The sequence below is a fragment of the Mixta mediterraneensis genome, from assembly GCF_030283135.1.
In the GTDB taxonomy this organism is placed as follows: domain Bacteria; phylum Pseudomonadota; class Gammaproteobacteria; order Enterobacterales; family Enterobacteriaceae; genus Pantoea; species Pantoea mediterraneensis.
In genome coordinates this window covers 79773-98223 of the sequence record NZ_JASUAZ010000006.1, presented here as the reverse complement: position 1 = coordinate 98223, position 18451 = coordinate 79773, and the positions used below count along the sequence as shown (strand labels likewise).

The window sequence follows — 18451 nt, the reverse complement described above, 5'->3', positions numbered from 1 at the left end:
TAAACTTATTCCTTACCGGCGTGAGTGATTAACCAGCAGTTGTGAATTTGGCGGTTACGTGCGAAATCCTGCGATTGGGTTTTCTGAGTAATATCCTGCGCTTGCAGGCCTAACGCTTTCAGCCCTTCCAGATCCATTTTGAAACCACGTTTATTATTGGAAAACATAATTGTGCCGCCGCGACGCAGCAAACGTTTCAGATTACGCATCAGCATCATGTGATCACGCTGCACATCGAAGCTTTCTTCCATTCGTTTGGAGTTGGAGAAGGTTGGCGGATCGATAAAGATCAGGTCAAAGCTCTCATCACTTTCATGCAGCCAGCTCAGGCAATCCGCCTGCATCAGGCGATGCTGTCGTCCCGTCAGGCCATTCAGACGCAGATTACGCTCCGCCCACTCCAGATAAGTGCGCGACATATCCACCGTAGTGGTGGACCGTGCTCCACCCAGACCGGCATGAACGCTGGCCGTGCCGGTGTAGGCAAACAGGTTAAGAAAATCCTTACCCTGACTCATCTGGCCGAGCATTTTACGGGCAATACGGTGATCGAGGAACAAACCCGTATCAAGGTAATCGGTCAGGTTCACCCAGAAGCGGGCGTTAAACTCCTGCACCTCAAAATAATCACCCTTTTCGCTCAGCTTCTGGTACTGCGCTTTGCCTTTCTGGCGCTCACGCGTTTTTAGAATCAGGCGATTCGCTGGCAGTTCCAGCACCGTTAACGTCGCGCTGATCACGTCAAACAGGCGCTGACGTGCTTTATTAGGATCAATCGTTTTCGGAGGTGCATATTCCTGAATGACCACCCAATCGGCGTAACGATCGACCGCCACGTTATAGTCCGGCAGATCAGCGTCATAAATACGGTAGCAGTCAATTTTTTCCTGACGTGCCCACTTCTCTAATTTCTTGAGGTTTTTACGCAGGCGGTTGGCGTAATCTTCAGCGATCTGACTGGCGCCCTCGCTGCTGTTTACCGACAGCTGATAGTTTTTCTGCACACAATCCAGTGGGCCGTTTTTGGCTTTAAACTGGCGATCGGCCCTCAGTTGCAGGCAGCTCAGCAAATCCGGCGAGGCGCTAAACAGCGACAAGTTCCAGCCGCCGAAATGCTGTTTCATGATACGACCCAGCTGGCTGTGCAGCGCGATCAGCGCGGGTTCGCTTTCCAGACGTTCGCCATACGGCGGATTGCTCAATACCGTACCGTGAATCTCTGCTGCCAGCGGATGAGTCAGCGTTAATACATCCTGTTGGGCAAAGGTAAATAGCTCAAAGACACCTGCGCGGCGAGCATTGGCCTGCGCCCATTCCAGTACGCGTCCGTTGTTGTCATAGCCAAAGAAGCGCGCCTTCGCCGCCGCAGTGCCAGCACGTGCGCGGGCTTGAGCTTCGCTTTTTACTTCAGACCATAACACGGCGTTAAACTGTTCCCAGGCGGTAAAGCCCCAGTGTTTACGCAACAGACCTGGCGCGCGATCGCAGGCGATTAATGCGGCTTCAATCAGTAGCGTGCCGGAGCCGCACATCGGATCAATTAACGGCGTGCTCGGTTCCCAGCCAGAACGCAGCACAATTGCAGCAGCAAGATTCTCTTTGAGCGGCGCCTGACCGGTTTGCTGACGATACCCGCGCTGATGCAGCGCGCTGCCGCTCAGATCCAGCGAGATACTGGCACGATCATCATTTAACCAGACGTTAATGCGAATATCGGCCTGTTCACGATCAACATTCGGGCGCGCCAGGTTTTTGCGGGTAAAGCTGTCTACAATGGCATCTTTTACTTTTAATGCGCCAAACTGGCTGTTACGGATTGAATCGTTAGTACCGCTAAAATGCACCACAAAAGTTTTGTCGCTGCCAAACATTGCTGGCCAGTCAACGCCCTGCGCGCCAAGATAAAGGTCAAGATCGCTGTAGACGCCAAACTCGCCCAGCGGCAACAGGATACGCGACGCCAGGCGGCTCCACATCAGGCTTTGATACATGATGCGGTCATCAGCCACGAAGTGAACGCCTCCCTGTACGACTTGCAAATCTTGCGCGCCCAGCGCGTCCAGCTCACTTTTTAACAGCTCTTCGAGCCCACGCGCCGTGCTGGCAAACAGAGAATTCATATCGTCACTTTTTACTCTTGAGAAAATTGTTACGCATTATAGCGAATCAGAGACCTATGTCATAAAGTTAGCTTCTTTTGTCTTGCGCGCCTGGTTTCAAGGAGATCTTCATGATTACGCTTTCCCGCTTATTTATTCATCCCGTTAAATCAATGCGTGGACTGCACCTCTCTCATGCTCAGGTGCTGGACAGCGGCCTGGCATTTGATCGCATCTTCATGGTGACCGAGCCGAATGGCACCTTTATTACGGCGCGTCAGTACCCTGAGATGGTGCGTTTCACCCCCGCGGTATTGCCGGATGGTTTATTTCTGCAGGCGCCTGACGGCAGTCAGTCACTGATTCGCTTCAGTGATTTTGCCCTCCAGGAAGAGCCGACCGAGGTGTGGGGCAATCATTTCACCTCGCGCATTGCGCCGGAAGCCATCAATCAGTGGCTTAGTCACTTCTTTCCGCGCGAAGTACAGCTGCGTTGGGTGGGGCCACAACCTTCCCGTCGGGTTAAGCGCTTCGCCACCGTACCGCTGGGCTTCGCCGATGGCTATCCCTTCCTGCTGATAAACAGCGCCTCATTGCAGGATTTGCAGCAACGCTGCCCTGCCAGCGTGCGTATAGAACAGTTCCGTCCCAACCTGGTCGTGAACGGCGCATCCGCCTGGGACGAAGATAGCTGGGCTGAGATCCAGATTGGTGGCGTCACGTTTGAGGTCCCGAAACCCTGTAGCCGCTGCGTATTTACCACCGTTAGCCCGGAAAGTGGCCGCAAACATCCCGATGGTCAGCCGCTCGCCACCCTGCAAAACTTTCGTAGCGCACAAGATGGCAGCGGCGACATTGATTTTGGCCTTAATCTTGTTGCTCGTAACAGCGGTATTATCCGCGTGGGCGATGAAATGACGGTGCTAAAACGCCATACGCCGCGTGCGTACGGCGCTGGCGCGGTAGTGGAAACGTTGAAACCGCAACAACAGGCGCAAGCCAGACTCACCATTGATTATCAGGGACAACCATTCTGCGGTGATAATCAGCAAATATTACTTGAGCAGTTAGAAATGCAGGGTTACCGCATTCCCTATTCCTGTCGGGCAGGATTGTGTGGCAGCTGTAAAGTCACATTGATTTCGGGCGAGGTAAAAGCGCTGAAGCAAAGCGCCATTCGTGCGGATGGCACTATCCTGAGTTGCAGCTGCATTCCAGCAGGCGATATTGAACTGGCTTAAGTGACTATACCGCGCGGGCGTAGCGCGTTGCATTTTCCTGGTGACAGGGCTGCAGGCGATCGTTCATGACCTTAATCGCATCGCCCAATACCATTCCTTTACCTGCGAGCGTTAATGCAGGTTGCGCCAGCAAACAGAGCGCGGCATTGTCGCCCTTTTCGACAACCAGCAGTTGTGCCTGCTCGCCACTGTCGGCCAGCGTCACTTCGACTATTTCGCCAACAGCGGGCTGCAGATTTTGTTGCTGGCTGGAAAAATGCCAGCTTTTTGGCATCAGGGGTTTAAGAAAGCGTGCGGCAACCAACGCGTTTAATACTAACTCGGCGCATTGATCGCTATTTAACTGACTTTGACGACATTTCTCTTCGAACGTGAAATAAAGTGCGGCGTCGTCAACACAAAACCCAGTTTCGCTAAAAGCATCAGGCGTGAGCATTTTACGGGAATAACGGGAACGAAAAAGCATACCGTCAGCCAGATCAAGCATCCTCCGGTCATGCGTAGCGTCGAAGTACCAACGCCAGTTATCATCAGGTTTGATTTTCATAATGTGCCCTGTAGTAAACCGCTTCGCTGAAATAAACGCAAAAGTCGCGAAATAAACAACATAAAGAAAAGCTGAAAAAGCGTGCAACAGGCCAAAATATAAACGAGCCGGAGGGAGAAATAAACCCCCCGGCGCCATATTGTGAGAATTATCTTACAGGTGGGTGACGATCGCTTTAATTAACTCTGGTCCTTTATATATGAAGCCGGAATAAATTTGAACTAACGTCGCGCCCGCCGCCATTTTTTCACGTGCGGCAGTGAGTGAATCAATCCCACCCACGCCAATAATCGGTAAGCGGCCCTGCAATTCTTGCGACAGACGCTGGATTATCACGGTGCTGCGCGACTGAACCGGGCGTCCGCTCAGTCCACCCACTTCGTGACAATGTTTAAGGCCATTCACCAGGGAGCGATCAAGCGTGGTATTTGTCGCAATCACGCCATCAATGTGATGGCGAATTAAGCTATCGGCAACCTGCACCAATTCTTCTTCAGAAAGGTCCGGCGCGATCTTTACGGCGATCGGAACATGTTTAAGATGACGCTGCTCCAGCTCTTTTTGTTTTGCTTTAATCGAAGCGAGAAGATCGTCCAGCGCTTCGCCGTATTGTAACGTGCGTAAACCTGGCGTATTAGGCGAAGAAATATTAATGGCGATATATCCAGCGTGGGCATACACCTTTTCCATGCAGATCAGATAATCGTCTTTGCCCTGCTCAACCGGGGTATCTTTATTTTTGCCAATATTAATACCGAGAATACCCGCAAACCGTGCCTTTTTAACGTTCTCTACCAGATGATCGACGCCGAGATTATTGAATCCCATGCGGTTAATAATTCCTTCCGCTTCGATTAACCGAAACATGCGCGGCTTATCATTACCCGCCTGGGCACGTGGCGTCACCGTTCCCACTTCCACAAAGCCAAAACCCATGGCAGCAAATGCATCAATACACTCAGCATTTTTATCGAGTCCCGCAGCAAGGCCAAGCGGATTTTTAAAAGATAACCCCATGCAGCTTACCGGGCGCGACGGCAGATTTTGACGGATCAGCCCTTCCAGCGGCGTTCCACTGATAAAACGCAATTGCTGAAAGGTGAGTTCGTGCGCGCGCTCGGGATCGAGTTTAAACAGCGCCGGTCGGACGATAGGATAAAGCATGCACTCTCCTGCAGGGCGGAAACGATCGTGAAAGTCAGTGCACAAGAAAATGTGCGCCAGAATGGTAAAGTGCTCTGGCGCAAAAGTAAATCGAACGACGAGGATGCAGAAAGGCGTTTAACGCTGCGTTGATCTTACACAGCACTGTCATTCACAGAGGCGACCTGGGCGCGAGCGGGAGACAGATAATCGCGCAGAATACCATGACGAGCCATAAGAGTAAAAATGCCAATGCAGACAAAGGCTTCGGCCATAACCATCGACCATGCCGCACCCAGCGCGCCATATTGCCAGGCAAGCACACAACAAACCGGAACGTTTACCACGCCGGCGGCCATCATCACTAACATGCGCTGACGGGCTAAACCATGCGGGATCAGAATTTGCAGTCCGGCCGGATAGGAAATATTGCCAAACAGGAAACACAGCACAAATACCCGCAACACATTTGCCGAAGGGATAAAATCTTTACCCAGCAGTAATGCCACCACGTCATCGGCAAAAAGCCAGGTAAAAATGACAATCGACAGGCTCAGTGAAAATGACAACAGCAGGCTTTTTCGCGTGGCGGCAATCGCGGCAGTTTTATCGCGGCCAAAAAGATGGCTTACACGCGGAAAAAAAGCGCTGCCAATCTGTTCTGGCACCGAGTTAGCCGCTTTACGCAGGCGATCGGCGCCATTGTAAATGCCCACCATATAATGGGAGGTAAAACTGGCGAGGATCACCACATTCACGCTGTTAAACAGATTCGCCCCGGCGATGGCAATAAATACGTCCATGCTGTCGGTAATGCGCTGTTTTATCTCCTGCGGTTCAAAGCGATAGCGGCCAATCACTTTCATCTCCAGCACAAACTTCAGCGTGATCAGTGCGCTAATCATCGAAACAGCGCCCGGTATCAAAGCGGCAAGCCAGGTATCCTGCGGCGTTTTTACTAACAGAAAGGTCAAGGGTATGGCGCAGAAATTACCAAAGGTGGCAATGACCGCCGTCTTACCGAGCTTTTCATATCCCTGCATAAGCCAGCCGAACGAGAACAGCGAACCAATCAGCGTGGTACAGTTTGCCAGAATAATAAAAAATAACGGATGCCAGGCCGGATTGAGTCCTGTCGCAGACAGTAAAATACCGCTGGTTAATACCAGCAACATCAGTTTGGCGTTGAAGGTTGACCAAAATAGCTGGCTTACACGTTCTTTATCATCCCGGTGATGAGCAATATCTTTGGTGGTGAAAACATTAAATCCCCAATCCGAGATGGTGCTGCAATAGAGGACACAGGCGATAGCCAGCGCCAGTACCCCCATCTGTTCAACGCCCAGAATACGAGCCAGATAAGGTAACGTTGCCAGCGGGAACAAAAAAGAGGCTCCCCGGTACGCCAGCAGGGATAAAATATTAACCATCAAACTTTTATCAAGAACTTTTGCCATGTCGCAACAACCTTATACATATTGCATAAAACACCTTCTCACGCCTTCAAGACATTAACAATATTTCCACATGATTTTCAGAATCAGGCGGCACGCTTCAGCTCTTTTCTCACTTTATACGTTTGCAACGCAATAAACACTTCAGGGCGATTAAACAACAACCACTCTTTAAAGCTGCTGGTTTTAATTTTTTTCCCCATAAAACGGATAGCATTACGCACATATTCTGGCACGGGCGTCTGATTATAAAGTGAAAGATAAATCATCAACCGAAACGAATGGGTCAGATACTCTTTTTCTAAAGTCGCACGCCATTTTGACTTAGACAAGGAACTGTTTAATGTGTTGTAAGAGTGAATAAAGGCATCATAACGCTGGAAGAAAAACTCTTCGCCTTTGGTACTGTTCGTTAAAGAACCGCTACGGATTCGCTGTTTATAATAGACCTGACGACTCACCCATGCCTGTTTGCATTTCAAAAAAACGGAAAGCGTAAAATTATGATCTTCATGTACGCGGCGAACAAACCGTAAATGATGCCGTTCAATCACCTCTTTCTTCACAACATAATTCCATACCGCTGATGTGTAAGTGCCATTTCGCAACAGACGCGCAAACACTTCTTGTGGGCGCTGCGTACCAAATTGCTCATGCTGGACTTTTGGTGAGGTCACGTGACTATTCCCATCTTCATAAACGCAGGAATTGAAGCAAAACAGGTCAGTTTCAGGGTATGTTTCATTGACTGTTTTAAGCTCACTAAGCAGCCCTTCCACAACCACATCATCGGGATCGCAAAAGAAAATATAACGTCCCTGAGCCAGTGCTACACCTGTATCACGTGCATTACCTAACCCGCCGTTTTCAATCGTAATCACTTTAATGTGTGAAAGGTGGGCATAATTCTGTTCAATTAAAGCCAGGGTTCCGTCAGTTGAACCATCATTAACAATGATAATTTCATTGGGCGCTTTAATTTGATGTAACAATGAATCTACGCACTCTACAATGTATTTTTCTACGTTATATGTCGGAATAATGACCGATAAAAGGATGTCAGACATATGCGATTCTCTGCTGTTAGAAAATGAACAATACTGTTCGCCCGCCAGATACAGGCGCGGAAACAGAAGACGATAATCTTTTTAATAAACGAAGAAGTAGCTGTGCTTTCGTTGAGCCAGTGAATCTTAATCCTTAATACGCGGAATTATCTAGATGGGAAATTGATGAATCGCGACTGGGTTATTTTTCATCCTTTAGTGATATGCATGAATAACCAAAACCAACCGCAGTTTGGTTGAAAATTAATTTAATTTATTCACTTTTATGCGTCGTGAGTATTAATCAGAAATGCTAACCGGGCTTAGCCTGACAGCAACAGTTTCTCTTAAACTGCAATTTTTCTTCAGAGCGAATTTTGCAATTAATCCTAAATAAAATTGTTCTGTCTGGTTAACCGCTTTTGATTTCTATGGTTTTTTATCCTGATCAACGCAGGGAAAATTCGCTTATGACTTCACGTCATAAACTGAACATATCAAAAAGTTAATCAATCTGAGGAAAGATAAATTAGCAAGTGAGACAGAAAGAAAAAAGCAAATCGCTTCATTACTTTTAATGAGTAGCGTCACATATTTACTGTTTTTTAAGACTTGTCTCAAATTCACCCTCTACAGCCGGTTTTCGCTAACAGGCAACGGCTGCGCTATATGCAGAATTTGCACCTGGATTGCCAGATAAATCATTTAAGCCCCGCCGCCTGTTCTGCCAGGATGAGCCATCAGTTCTCAACAATAGATAATCAATAACTTTTAGTTATAAGGAGTGACGATGCACGTTATTACGCTGGCAGGTAGCCCTCGATTTCCTTCACGTTCCACTTCTCTGCTAACGCTTTGCCAGCACAAGCTGGAAGCACGCGGCGTAGAGGTGATCCCGTGGAATATTCATAATTTCCAGCCGGACGATCTGTTTAATGCGCATTTCGATGCCCCGGCGTTGCTGGCGCTGCGCGAAGATTTAAATGATGCAGACGGGCTGATTGTGGCCACGCCGGTATATAAAGCCTCTTTTTCCGGTGCCCTGAAAACGCTACTGGATTTACTGCCTGAGCGCGCACTTGAACACAAAGTGGTGCTGCCCTTAGCCACTGGCGGCAGTAGCGGCCATATGTTAGCGCTGGATTACGCGCTCAAGCCGGTGCTGAATGCACTCAAAGCACAGGAAATTCTGCATGGCGTCTACGCCGAAGACTATCAGGTTACTCATTACGATCGTAAACCTGAGCTGCAAGCTTCGCTGTCTCAACGTCTTGATGAAGCGGTTGAGTCATTCTGGCTGGCGCTGACGCGCCATCACTATCCCGTCGCCCAGGCTGTATAAGGAAGCGTTGATGAAAAGGACATTAGGCCTATGGCTCGCCGCTACGCTGTTATTACTGGGTTCGCAGGCGCAAGCCGCAGAGGCAGAACCCACACAATTCCGCGTGGGTTATCAAAAGGGCTCGGTCAGCATGGTGCTGGCTAAGACTCATCAGATGCTGGAACAACGTTTTCCCCACACCAAAATTCAGTGGATTGAGTTTCCGGCCGGGCCGCAAATGCTGGAAGCATTGAACATTAACAGTATCGATTTTGGCAGTACTGGCGATATTCCTCCGCTTTTCGCTCAGGCTGCGGGAGCCGATCTGTTGTATGTCGGTTCGGAACCGCCCAAGCCTAAAGCCGAAGTTATCCTGGTAGCAAAGAACAGTCCCCTTAAAAGCGTTGCCGATTTAAAAGGCAAAAAGGTCGCGTTTCAAAAAGGATCCAGCTCGCACAACCTGCTGTTGCGTGCGCTTAAGCAAGCCGGGCTAAATTTTACCGATATTCAGCCCGTTTATCTGACGCCCGCCGATGCGCGCGCTGCTTTTCAGCAGGGTGACGTTGATGCCTGGGTAATCTGGGATCCCTACTATTCTGCTGCGTTGCTACAAGGCAATGTTCGCGTTTTAGCGGATGGCAGCAAGCTCAACCAAACCGGCTCCTTCTATTTAGCCACGCGCAAATTTACCGAGGCGCACGGCGATTTCATCCAGAACGTGTTGAAAATATTCAGCGACGCCGATGCGTTAACGGTGAGTCAACGTCAGCAAAGTATCGAGCTGTTAGCAAAAGCGATGGGCTTGCCCGAGCCAGTGATTGCCAGTTATCTCGATCATCGCCCGCCGTCCACGATAACAACGGTCAGTGCCAAAACCGCCGCTGCCCAACAGCAAACCGCCGATCTGTTTTATGCCAGTCATCTGATGCCAGTAAAAGTGTCGATCAACGATCGCCTCTGGCATCCGCACACCGTCACGCAATAAGGAGCGAAAAATGAGCGTATCCGTATTCTGGTTTCTGCCAACCCATGGCGATGGTCACTATCTTGGCACGGCGGAGGGTGCACGCCCGGTCGATCACGCCTATTTACAGCAGATTGCACAGGCAGCCGATCGTCTCGGCTTCGGCGGCGTGCTAATTCCTACTGGACGTTCCTGTGAAGATGCGTGGCTGGTCGCGGCCTCACTGATTCCCGTCACGCAGCGTTTACGTTTTCTGGTGGCGCTGCGTCCCGGCGTGGTTTCGCCAACGCAGGCCGCACGGCAGGCGGCAACGCTGGATCGCCTCTCAAATGGGCGGGCGCTGTTTAATCTGGTGACGGGCGGTGACCCGGAAGAACTGGCAGGCGATGGTGTGTTTCTCGACCATCGTGAACGCTACGTTGAATCAGCCGAGTTTACCCGCGTCTGGCGGCGGGTGCTGGAAGGCGAAACGGTCAATTACGAAGGCAAACACGTCAATGTGCGCGGTGCGCGCCTGATGTTTAAACCGGTACAGCAACCGCGTCCACCGCTGTGGTTTGGCAGGTCTTCAGAACCGGCTCAGGAGCTGGCCGCAGAGCAGGTTGATGTCTATCTGACCTGGGGCGAACCGCCGGCACAGGTTAAAGAGAAGATTGAGCAAGTGCGCGCCAAAGCCGCCGCGCAAGGACGTAAAATGCGATTTGGTATCCGTTTGCACGTAATTGTACGCGAAACCAACGAAGAAGCCTGGCAGGCCGCAGACAAGTTAATTGCCAGCGTTGATGACGCCACCATTGCCAAAGCGCAGGCCGCGTTTAAACGCGCGGATTCAGTCGGACAACGCCGTATGGCTGCGCTGCATGGCGGACGTCGCGATAAGCTGGAAATCAGCCCAAATTTATGGGCAGGTGTGGGCCTGGTTCGCAGCGGTGCAGGCACTGCGCTGGTTGGCGATGGTCCGACGGTAGCGGCACGCATTAAAGAGTATGCCGATCTGGGCATTGAAACCTTCATTCTTTCCGGCTATCCACACCTGGAAGAAGCTTATCGCGTCGGCGAGTTGCTGTTCCCGCACCTTGATTTAAACGTCCCCCTGGTTCCGCAACCTCGCGTGGTGCAAGAGCGCGGCGAAGCGGTCGCCAATGATTTTACCCCTGAGAAAAAAGTGGCGCAGCGCTAAGGAAAATATCATGGCTAAAGTCCATAAACGCATTTCTAATCAACTGGTGCCGTGGCTGCTGCCAGCGCTGCTGGTGGGAGTATGGCAAATCGCTTCTCAAACCGGTTTGTTATCCACGCGCATTTTGCCGTCACCGGAAAATATCGTCATCACCTTTTATAACCTCGCCGCCAGCGGCGAGCTGTGGCAGCACCTTGCTATCAGCGGCTGGCGTGCGGCGATTGGTTTTAGTATTGGCGGTTCAATTGGCTTATTGCTCGGTTTGATTACCGGCACGTCGCGCATTGGCGAACGCCTGCTGGATACCTCGGTACAGATGCTGCGCAACGTGCCGCATCTGGCGCTGATCCCGCTGGTGATTTTATGGTTCGGCATTGATGAGGCCGCAAAAATATTTCTGGTGGCGCTTGGCACGCTGTTCCCAATTTATCTCAATACCTATCACGGCATTCGCAACATCGATCGCGGCTTAGTTGAGATGGCGCGCAGTTATGGTTTGTCAGGCTGGAGCCTGTTTATTCAGGTTATTTTACCCGGCGCATTACCTAACATTATGGTTGGCGTACGCTTCGCTCTTGGCCTGATGTGGCTGACGCTGATCGTCGCCGAAACTATCTCAGCTAACTCCGGCATTGGTTATCTGGCGATGAATGCGCGTGAATTTTTACAAACAGACGTGGTGGTGGTCGCCATCATTCTCTATGCCCTGCTCGGTAAGCTGGCCGATGTCACCGCCTTGCTGCTCGAGCGCGTTTGGCTGCGCTGGCATCCGGCTTATCAATTAAAGGAGGAGAACGCATGAGTACTACCCTTTCCCCGGCGCGTCTCAATACCGGTACGCCGGTTGGCGTTAATGCGGTCAGCAAGCAATACGGCAACCGCACTATCCTGAATAATATTGATTTGCATATTCCATCGGGCCAGTTCGTGGCGGTGGTCGGGCGCAGCGGTTGCGGTAAAAGCACATTATTGCGCTTACTTGCCGGGCTGGAGCAAACCACCAGCGGGCAACTGCTGGCGGGGAATGCGCCGTTACAATCAGCACGTGATGATACGCGTCTGATGTTTCAGGATGCGCGCTTGCTGCCCTGGAAAAAAGTGATTGATAATGTCGGCCTGGGCCTGCGTGGACGCGAGTGGCGCAGCGCCGCGCTGGAATCCCTTGACGCCGTTGGCCTGTCTGAACGCGCTAACGACTGGCCTGCGGCACTGTCGGGCGGTCAGAAACAGCGCGTGGCGCTGGCTCGTGCGCTGATCCATCGCCCTGGCTTACTGCTGCTGGATGAGCCGCTGGGAGCGCTGGATGCCTTAACGCGGATTGAAATGCAGGGTTTGATCGAATCGCTGTGGCAGCAGCATCATTTTACCGTGCTGTTAGTGACGCACGACGTCAGCGAAGCCGTCGCCATGGCCGATCGCGTTTTGCTGATCGAGGAAGGTCAGATTGGTCTGGATTTACTGGTTGATCTACCGCGTCCCCGCCGTCGGGGTTCGGCAAGGCTGGCGGAGCTGGAAGCGGAAGTCCTGGATCGCGTGATGCGACGCGGCGAAAGCGATCAGCCAGTGCGTTATGCCCAGCAGCGCTAAAAAACGGAGAGGGTTAACAAGCCCTCTCCAGACTACCCTGATCGTTTTTGCAGGATGCGGAACGCTTTACCCTTCGGCCTGACGCTCTCACGCTTCAGGTTTATCAGCTGACGAAAATAGCGGGTTTATTCAACCCGCTATTTTATTATCAGGCATTCAACGCTTTGGTAATCTTCTCGTACAGATCGCCGGACAGCTTATCTAATCCTTTCAGCTGCTCCAGCGCCTTGCGCATCAGCGCCTGGCGCCCAGCATCGTAACGTTTCAGGCGAATCAATGGCTCAATCATGCGCGCCGCGACCTGCGGATTACGGGTATTGAGATCGGTCAGCATTTCTACCAGGAACTGATAGCCGCTGCCATCTTTAGCATGGAAAGCGGACGGATTACCTGAAGCAAAGGCCCCAATCAGCGCGCGGATGCGGTTTGGATTGCCCATGGTAAAGGCGCGATGGTGTAGCAGCTCGCGCACTTTTGTTAGCGCATCGGCCGCCGGGCTGGTGGCTTGCAGCATGAACCATTTGTCCATAACTAAACCATCCTGATGCCAGCGCTCGTCATAAGCCGCCAGCAGTGCTTCGCGGCACGCTAGCTGCGCTGCTACTGAGGCTGATAGCGCGGCTAGCGCATCGGTCATGTTGGTGGCCTGCTGATATTGTGCCTGCACCAGTTTATTCGCCAGTTCTGCATCGCCAAACGCCAGATAGCTCAGGCAGACATTTTTCAGGGCGCGCTGTCCAATCGCAGCGTGCTCGATCCGATATTCAGTCTGCTGGCTGGCGTTATAGACCGCAAAGAACTCATTGGCTAACTCCTTCGCCAGCAAACGTTGCAGCGCTTCACGCACCACCGCTATCGCCTGCGGATCGATCACCTCAAACAATTCGGCAATTTCATTTTCACCCGGCAACGTTAAAATCAGCGCCGTCAGTGCGGGATCGCTGTTTTTATCAAGCAGCACGGCACGAAACGCATCCGCAACATGCAGCGGTAGCGAAAGCGGCTGGCCTTGTTGGTGACGCGCAACATTCAGGCGCAGGTAGGTCGCCAGCAGACTTTGCGCCGCGTCCCAGCGAGAAAAATCGTTACGCGCATGGCGCATCAGGAAAGTAAGTTGCGCATCGCTCCACTTGTAGTCAAGCTTCACTGGCGCTGAGAATTCACGCAGTAGCGACGGCACTGGCTGGAAGTAAACCTTGTCGAAAATAAAGGTCTGAAACTCTTCAGTGATATTTAACACAGGGTGAACCGGATGGCCATTGTGTTGCAGCGGAATGACGTTGCCTTCACCATCATATAATTCAATATCCAGCGGAATATGCAGCGGCAGCTTCTCTTTCTGATCTGCGGTTGCGGGCGTATGCTGAGTGACATGCAGCGTGTATTGCTCCAGCTCCGGGTTGTAATCGTCGCGGATGGTTAACACGGGTGTGCCCGACTGGCTGTACCAGCGGCGGAACTGCGACAAATCCACATTCGAGGCATCTTCCATTGCCTGTACAAAATCATCGCAGGTCGCCGCGCTGCCGTCGTGGCGATCAAAATAAAGCTGCATACCTTTCTGGAAATTTTCCTCGCCCAGCAACGTGTGCATCATACGGATCACTTCTGAACCCTTTTCATACACCGTTAAGGTGTAGAAATTATTCATTTCGATCACCTGTTCGGGGCGAATCGGGTGTGCCATCGGGCTGGCGTCTTCAGCAAACTGCGCGCCACGCATGATGCGAACATTATCGATACGGTTGACCGCACGCGAGCCGAGGTCAGAGCTGAACTCCTGATCGCGGAACACGGTTAACCCTTCTTTCAGACTCAACTGGAACCAGTCGCGGCAGGTCACGCGATTGCCGGTCCAGTTATGGAAATATTCGTGACCGATAACCGCTTCGATGCCAAGATAATCTTTATCGGTGGCGGTTTCAGCTTTTGCCAGCACATACCTGGAGTTAAAGACATTGAGCCCTTTGTTCTCCATTGCGCCCATGTTGAAGAAGTCCACCGCGACAATCATAAAAATATCGAGGTCATATTCGAGACCGAAGCGCTCCTCATCCCATTTCATGCTGTTTTTCAGCGAGGTCATCGCCCAGTCAGCCCGATCGAGATTACCGCGATCAACAAAGATCTCCAGCGCCACATCGCGTCCTGATCGTGTGGTGAAGCTGTCACGCAACACGTCGAAATCCCCTGCCACTAACGCAAACAGGTAGCAAGGTTTGGGGAAGGGATCTTGCCACTTCACCCAGTGACGCCCTTGCGCATCAAGTCCGCTGTCAACACGGTTACCGTTTGAAAGCAGGAACGGATAGCGTTCGCTATCGGCAATAATCGTGGTGGTGAAGCGCGCCAGCACATCTGGACGATCGAGATACCAGGTAATATGACGGAAACCTTCCGCTTCACATTGGGTACAGAGCGCTTCGCCCGATTTATACAATCCCTCAAGTGCTGTATTTTGATCGGGATGAATGTCGTTAACGATCTTCAGCGTAAAACTGTCAGGCAACTGGTTAAGTACCAGCTTACCTTCCTCTGCATGATAGGCCGACCACGGCTGCCCATTCACTTCCAGCGCAATTAAGGTTAACGCTTCGCCATCCAGACGCAATTCAGCCTGGCTGTCACCTAAGCGTTTGACCTGGCTGAGCGCTGTCACACGTGTGGTAGCAGCATCCAGTTCAAACGTCAGATCAATATCGGTAATGGTATAATCCGGCGCACGATAATCGTGGCGATATTTAATTTGTGGCTGTTGCGTCATATTCCGTCTCGCATTGGTATAAGTTTACCGCCAAAGTCTAAGCTGGTTACTACCAGCTTGCCACGCACAATACATGTAATAGCAAGACATGTAATGGCAAGAATCGCTACAATTCCTTAACAATGGCACATTTTAACCTCGACCCATAGCCTTGAAATATGCTGTGATCGGCCTCAGTTACTGATTTATACTTCTGTGTCGTTATGACTTTTATCACACCGGACTCTGCGCCACCGAACAGGATGCTGAAACGCGCCATGACAGGACATGCTTCCCCGATATTGACTTCGCTGCTGGATACGGATGCCTACAAGCTCCATATGCAGCAAGCTGTTTTCCACCGCTACCATGACGTAACGGTGGTGGCGGAGTTTCGCTGCCGCGGTGACGAGCTGCTGGGTTTTTACGCTGATGAGATTCGCGAAGCGATTAACGCTATGCAGAGGTTGTCACTCAATGATGAGGAGTATGCCTGGCTGGCAGCGCTCCCCTTCTTCCAGAGCGATTATCTCAACTGGCTGCGAGATTTCCGCTACAACCCTGAACAGGTTAAGGTACGCAATCATCACGGCAAGCTGGACATTCGTATTCAGGGACCGTGGCGGGAAGTCATTATGTGGGAAGTACCGCTGCTGGCATTAATCAGCGAAGTGGTGCATCGCCACCGCACCCCGCAAATCGGAACGCAGCAGGCACTGGATCATCTGCACACGAAGCTTGATGCGTTTAAGCATGACGTTGCCGATCTTGATATGTCGCGTTTCCGACTGATGGATTTTGGCACTCGCCGTCGCTACTCACAGGTTGTACAGCAGTCGATTGTTAGCACGCTTAAGCAGGATTTCCCCTGGCTGGTTGGCACCAGCAATTATGATCTGGCGCGCCGTTTAGACCTGACACCGGTTGGCACCCAGGCACATGAATGGTTTCAGGCGTTTCAGCAAATTAGCCCGGTACTCGCCAACAGTCAGCGTGCCGCCCTGCAAGCCTGGCTGGATGAATATGACGATCAGCTTGGTATTGCATTAACCGATTGCATTGCCATGGATGCCTTCCTGCGTGATTTCGGCCTGGCCTTTGCCCAGCGTTATCAAGGGTTGCGCCACGATTCAGGCGATCCGGTTGAATGGGGTGAAAAAGCCCTTGCCCACTATCAAAAGTTAGGCATCGATCCACAAAGTAAAACCCTGGTATTCTCCGATAACCTTAACCTGGATAAAGCCCTGGCGCTGTATCGCCACTTTGGTCAACGCGCTAACGTTATCTTTGGCATCGGCACCCGATTAACCTGCGATATTCCCGGCGTCACGCCGCTTAATATTGTGATTAAACTGGTGGAATGTAACGGCAAGCCGGTTGCGAAACTTTCTGATAGTCCGGGCAAAACCATTTGCCAGGATAAAGCCTTCGTCAAAGCGTTACGAAAAGCCTTCGATTTACCCCTGGTAAAAAAGGCCAGTTAAGCATCCTCCTACCGGGGCGCTAACCCGCCCCGCTTCTGCTGTAATAAATCTGCTTTTCTCCCGCAATTTTGCTTGTTTCCTGTTTAGCCGCAAGTAACATAGCAAAACCCCGGATGGGGCAACTTTTTTTACTCACTTCTTCTATATAGAGAGATATTTATGAGCGTAGTGCCTGTAGCGGATGTACTGCACGGTCGCGTCGCGGTTGACAGTGAAGTCACCGTACGTGGTTGGGTGCGTACCCGAAGAGATTCAAAAGCCGGTCTTTCCTTTATCGCCGTTTATGACGGTTCCTGCTTTAATCCCGTTCAGGCTGTCGTCAATAATTCTCTGAATAATTATCAGGATGAAGTGCTGCGTCTGACCACCGGTTGTTCTGTCATTGTCACCGGCACCGTCGTGGCTTCGCCAGGACAGGGCCAGGCATTCGAAATTCAGGCTACCGGACTTGAAGTCGTGGGCTGGGTTGAAGATCCAGACAGCTACCCGATGGCGGCTAAACGTCACAGCATTGAATATCTGCGTGAAGTCGCACACCTGCGTCCACGCACTAACCTGATTGGCGCAGTTGCGCGCGTTCGCCACACCCTGGCACAAGCGCTGCACCGCTTCTTCCATGAAAATGGTTATTTTTGGGTGTCGACACCACTGATTACGGCATCTGATACTGAAGGCGCAGGCGAAATGTTCCGTGTTTCAACGCTGGATATGGAAAACCTGCCGCGTAACGATCAGGGCAACGTTGACTTTAGTGAAGATTTCTTTGGGAAAGAAGCCTTCCTGACAGTATCGGGCCAACTGAACGGCGAAACCTATGCCAGCGCACTGTCAAAAATTTATACCTTCGGGCCGACTTTCCGTGCTGAAAACTCCAATACCAGCCGCCATCTGGCTGAATTCTGGATGCTGGAGCCGGAAATCGCCTTTGCATCGCTTGATGACGCAGCAGCCCTGGCGGAATCCATGCTCAAATACGTGTTTAAAGCGGTTTTAGATGAGCGTGCTGATGATATGGCGTTTTTTGCCGAGCGAGTGGATAAAGATGCAGTCGATCGTTTGCAGCGCTTTATTACCACCGATTTCGCCCAGGTGGATTATACGGACGCGGTTGACATTTTGATAAATTGTGGCCAGACGTTCGAGAACGCCGTTTCATGGGGCGTTGATCTCTCTTCTGAGCATGAACGGTATCTGGCGGAAAAACACTTTAAAGCGCCGGTCGTGGTGAAAAACTATCCGAAAGATATCAAGGCCTTTTATATGCGCCTTAATGATGACGGTAAAACTGTTGCCGCAATGGACGTTCTGGCGCCAGGCATTGGTGAGATTATTGGGGGTTCACAGCGTGAAGAACGTCTGTCTGTCCTGGATGCACGCCTGGAAGAAATGGGGCTGAATAAAGAAGATTACTGGTGGTATCGTGACCTGCGTCGCTACGGCACCGTTCCTCATTCTGGTTTCGGTTTAGGTTTCGAACGTTTAATAGCCTATGTCACGGGCGTACAAAATGTAAGAGATGTTATCCCCTTCCCACGCACCCCCCGTAACGCGAGTTTCTAAAATCTGATATTAATTATAAGAAATTCATATATATAACGAGGTCGGCATCGCCGGCCTTTTTTTATTTTTGTAAATTATGAGT

General features: G+C 51.2%; 14 protein-coding genes. 8 read left to right on the top strand and 6 right to left on the bottom strand.

What is annotated here, in order from left to right; translation table 11 throughout:
- Positions 1–5 precede the first annotated feature (5 nt).
- Positions 6–2120, bottom strand: a complete 2115-nt coding sequence (gene rlmKL / locus QRY16_RS06300) for a bifunctional 23S rRNA (guanine(2069)-N(7))-methyltransferase RlmK/23S rRNA (guanine(2445)-N(2))-methyltransferase RlmL (protein ID WP_289776012.1) — start codon at positions 2118–2120, stop codon at positions 6–8.
- A 110-nt stretch (positions 2121–2230) separates the two neighbouring features.
- Between rlmKL and QRY16_RS06295 the strand changes: the two genes are divergently transcribed.
- Complete coding sequence (locus QRY16_RS06295; RefSeq protein ID WP_289776011.1) at positions 2231–3340, top strand: YcbX family protein; 1110 nt, start codon at positions 2231–2233, stop codon at positions 3338–3340.
- Positions 3341–3344: 4 nt separating this feature from the next.
- On the opposite strand, the gene QRY16_RS06290 is transcribed toward QRY16_RS06295, so the two are convergent.
- The 4 genes from QRY16_RS06290 to QRY16_RS06275 all read right to left on the bottom strand — a co-directional run bounded on the left by QRY16_RS06290 (position 3345) and on the right by QRY16_RS06275 (position 7551).
- Entirely contained in the window at positions 3345–3887 is a 543-nt protein-coding gene (locus QRY16_RS06290; RefSeq protein WP_289776010.1) for a cell division protein ZapC, read from the bottom strand.
- A 153-nt stretch (positions 3888–4040) separates the two neighbouring features.
- Positions 4041–5051 (bottom strand): quinone-dependent dihydroorotate dehydrogenase, encoded by a 1011-nt coding sequence (gene pyrD, locus QRY16_RS06285; RefSeq protein WP_289776009.1) that lies wholly within the window; start codon positions 5049–5051, stop codon positions 4041–4043.
- A gap of 134 nt (positions 5052–5185) precedes the next feature.
- Entirely contained in the window at positions 5186–6487 is a 1302-nt protein-coding gene (locus QRY16_RS06280) for a flippase (protein WP_289776008.1), read from the bottom strand.
- Between the two features lie 83 nt (positions 6488–6570).
- Entirely contained in the window at positions 6571–7551 is a 981-nt protein-coding gene (locus tag QRY16_RS06275) for a glycosyltransferase family 2 protein (RefSeq protein WP_289776007.1), read from the bottom strand.
- Positions 7552–8320: 769 nt separating this feature from the next.
- On the opposite strand from QRY16_RS06275, the gene ssuE reads away from it, so the two are divergent.
- Genes ssuE through ssuB form a run of 5 tightly spaced genes read left to right on the top strand, consistent with a single transcriptional unit; the run spans position 8321 to position 12582 of the window.
- Complete coding sequence (ssuE, locus tag QRY16_RS06270; RefSeq protein ID WP_289776006.1) at positions 8321–8872, top strand: NADPH-dependent FMN reductase; 552 nt, start codon at positions 8321–8323, stop codon at positions 8870–8872.
- 10 nt (positions 8873–8882) lie between these two features.
- A complete protein-coding gene (locus QRY16_RS06265; RefSeq protein ID WP_289776005.1) occupies positions 8883–9836 on the top strand; it encodes a sulfonate ABC transporter substrate-binding protein in 954 nt (317 codons plus the stop codon).
- A 10-nt stretch (positions 9837–9846) separates the two neighbouring features.
- Positions 9847–10995 carry an FMNH2-dependent alkanesulfonate monooxygenase gene (gene ssuD, locus QRY16_RS06260; protein ID WP_289776004.1) on the top strand — a complete coding sequence of 383 codons (1149 nt, stop codon included), beginning with the start codon at positions 9847–9849 and terminating at the stop codon, positions 10993–10995.
- A gap of 10 nt (positions 10996–11005) precedes the next feature.
- Entirely contained in the window at positions 11006–11797 is a 792-nt protein-coding gene (gene ssuC, locus QRY16_RS06255; RefSeq protein ID WP_289776003.1) for an aliphatic sulfonate ABC transporter permease SsuC, read from the top strand.
- On the top strand, positions 11794–12582 hold the full coding sequence (gene ssuB, locus QRY16_RS06250) for an aliphatic sulfonates ABC transporter ATP-binding protein (protein ID WP_289776002.1): 789 nt from the start codon (positions 11794–11796) through the stop codon (positions 12580–12582). Before ssuC ends, ssuB begins: the two co-directional genes overlap by 4 nt.
- Before the next feature lie 148 nt (positions 12583–12730).
- On the opposite strand, the gene pepN is transcribed toward ssuB, so the two are convergent.
- Positions 12731–15346: an aminopeptidase N gene (gene pepN, locus QRY16_RS06245; protein WP_289776001.1), complete on the bottom strand. Its 2616-nt coding sequence runs from the start codon at positions 15344–15346 to the stop codon at positions 12731–12733.
- A 257-nt stretch (positions 15347–15603) separates the two neighbouring features.
- On the opposite strand from pepN, the gene pncB reads away from it, so the two are divergent.
- Positions 15604–16809 carry a nicotinate phosphoribosyltransferase gene (gene pncB / locus QRY16_RS06240; protein WP_289776000.1) on the top strand — a complete coding sequence of 402 codons (1206 nt, stop codon included), beginning with the start codon at positions 15604–15606 and terminating at the stop codon, positions 16807–16809.
- Between the two features lie 159 nt (positions 16810–16968).
- On the top strand, positions 16969–18369 hold the full coding sequence (gene asnS / locus QRY16_RS06235; RefSeq protein ID WP_289775999.1) for an asparagine--tRNA ligase: 1401 nt from the start codon (positions 16969–16971) through the stop codon (positions 18367–18369).
- Positions 18370–18451: the final 82 nt, after the last annotated feature.

Excerpts from the sequence above, each read along its gene's own strand:
- QRY16_RS06280 (WP_289776008.1), bottom strand. The coding sequence starts at position 6,487 with ATGGCAAAAGTTCTTGATAAAAGTTTGATGGTTAATATTTTATCCCTG.
- QRY16_RS06265 (WP_289776005.1), top strand. The coding sequence starts at position 8,883 with ATGAAAAGGACATTAGGCCTATGGCTCGCCGCTACGCTGTTATTACTG.
- ssuD (WP_289776004.1), top strand. The coding sequence starts at position 9,847 with ATGAGCGTATCCGTATTCTGGTTTCTGCCAACCCATGGCGATGGTCAC.
- ssuC (WP_289776003.1), top strand. The coding sequence starts at position 11,006 with ATGGCTAAAGTCCATAAACGCATTTCTAATCAACTGGTGCCGTGGCTG.
- pyrD (WP_289776009.1), bottom strand. The coding sequence starts at position 5,051 with ATGCTTTATCCTATCGTCCGACCGGCGCTGTTTAAACTCGATCCCGAG.
- rlmKL (WP_289776012.1), bottom strand. The coding sequence starts at position 2,120 with ATGAATTCTCTGTTTGCCAGCACGGCGCGTGGGCTCGAAGAGCTGTTA.
- asnS (WP_289775999.1), top strand. The coding sequence starts at position 16,969 with ATGAGCGTAGTGCCTGTAGCGGATGTACTGCACGGTCGCGTCGCGGTT.
- QRY16_RS06295 (WP_289776011.1), top strand. The coding sequence starts at position 2,231 with ATGATTACGCTTTCCCGCTTATTTATTCATCCCGTTAAATCAATGCGT.
- ssuE (WP_289776006.1), top strand. The coding sequence starts at position 8,321 with ATGCACGTTATTACGCTGGCAGGTAGCCCTCGATTTCCTTCACGTTCC.
- pncB (WP_289776000.1), top strand. The coding sequence starts at position 15,604 with ATGACAGGACATGCTTCCCCGATATTGACTTCGCTGCTGGATACGGAT.
- QRY16_RS06290 (WP_289776010.1), bottom strand. The coding sequence starts at position 3,887 with ATGAAAATCAAACCTGATGATAACTGGCGTTGGTACTTCGACGCTACG.
- QRY16_RS06275 (WP_289776007.1), bottom strand. The coding sequence starts at position 7,551 with ATGTCTGACATCCTTTTATCGGTCATTATTCCGACATATAACGTAGAA.
- ssuB (WP_289776002.1), top strand. The coding sequence starts at position 11,794 with ATGAGTACTACCCTTTCCCCGGCGCGTCTCAATACCGGTACGCCGGTT.
- pepN (WP_289776001.1), bottom strand. The coding sequence starts at position 15,346 with ATGACGCAACAGCCACAAATTAAATATCGCCACGATTATCGTGCGCCG.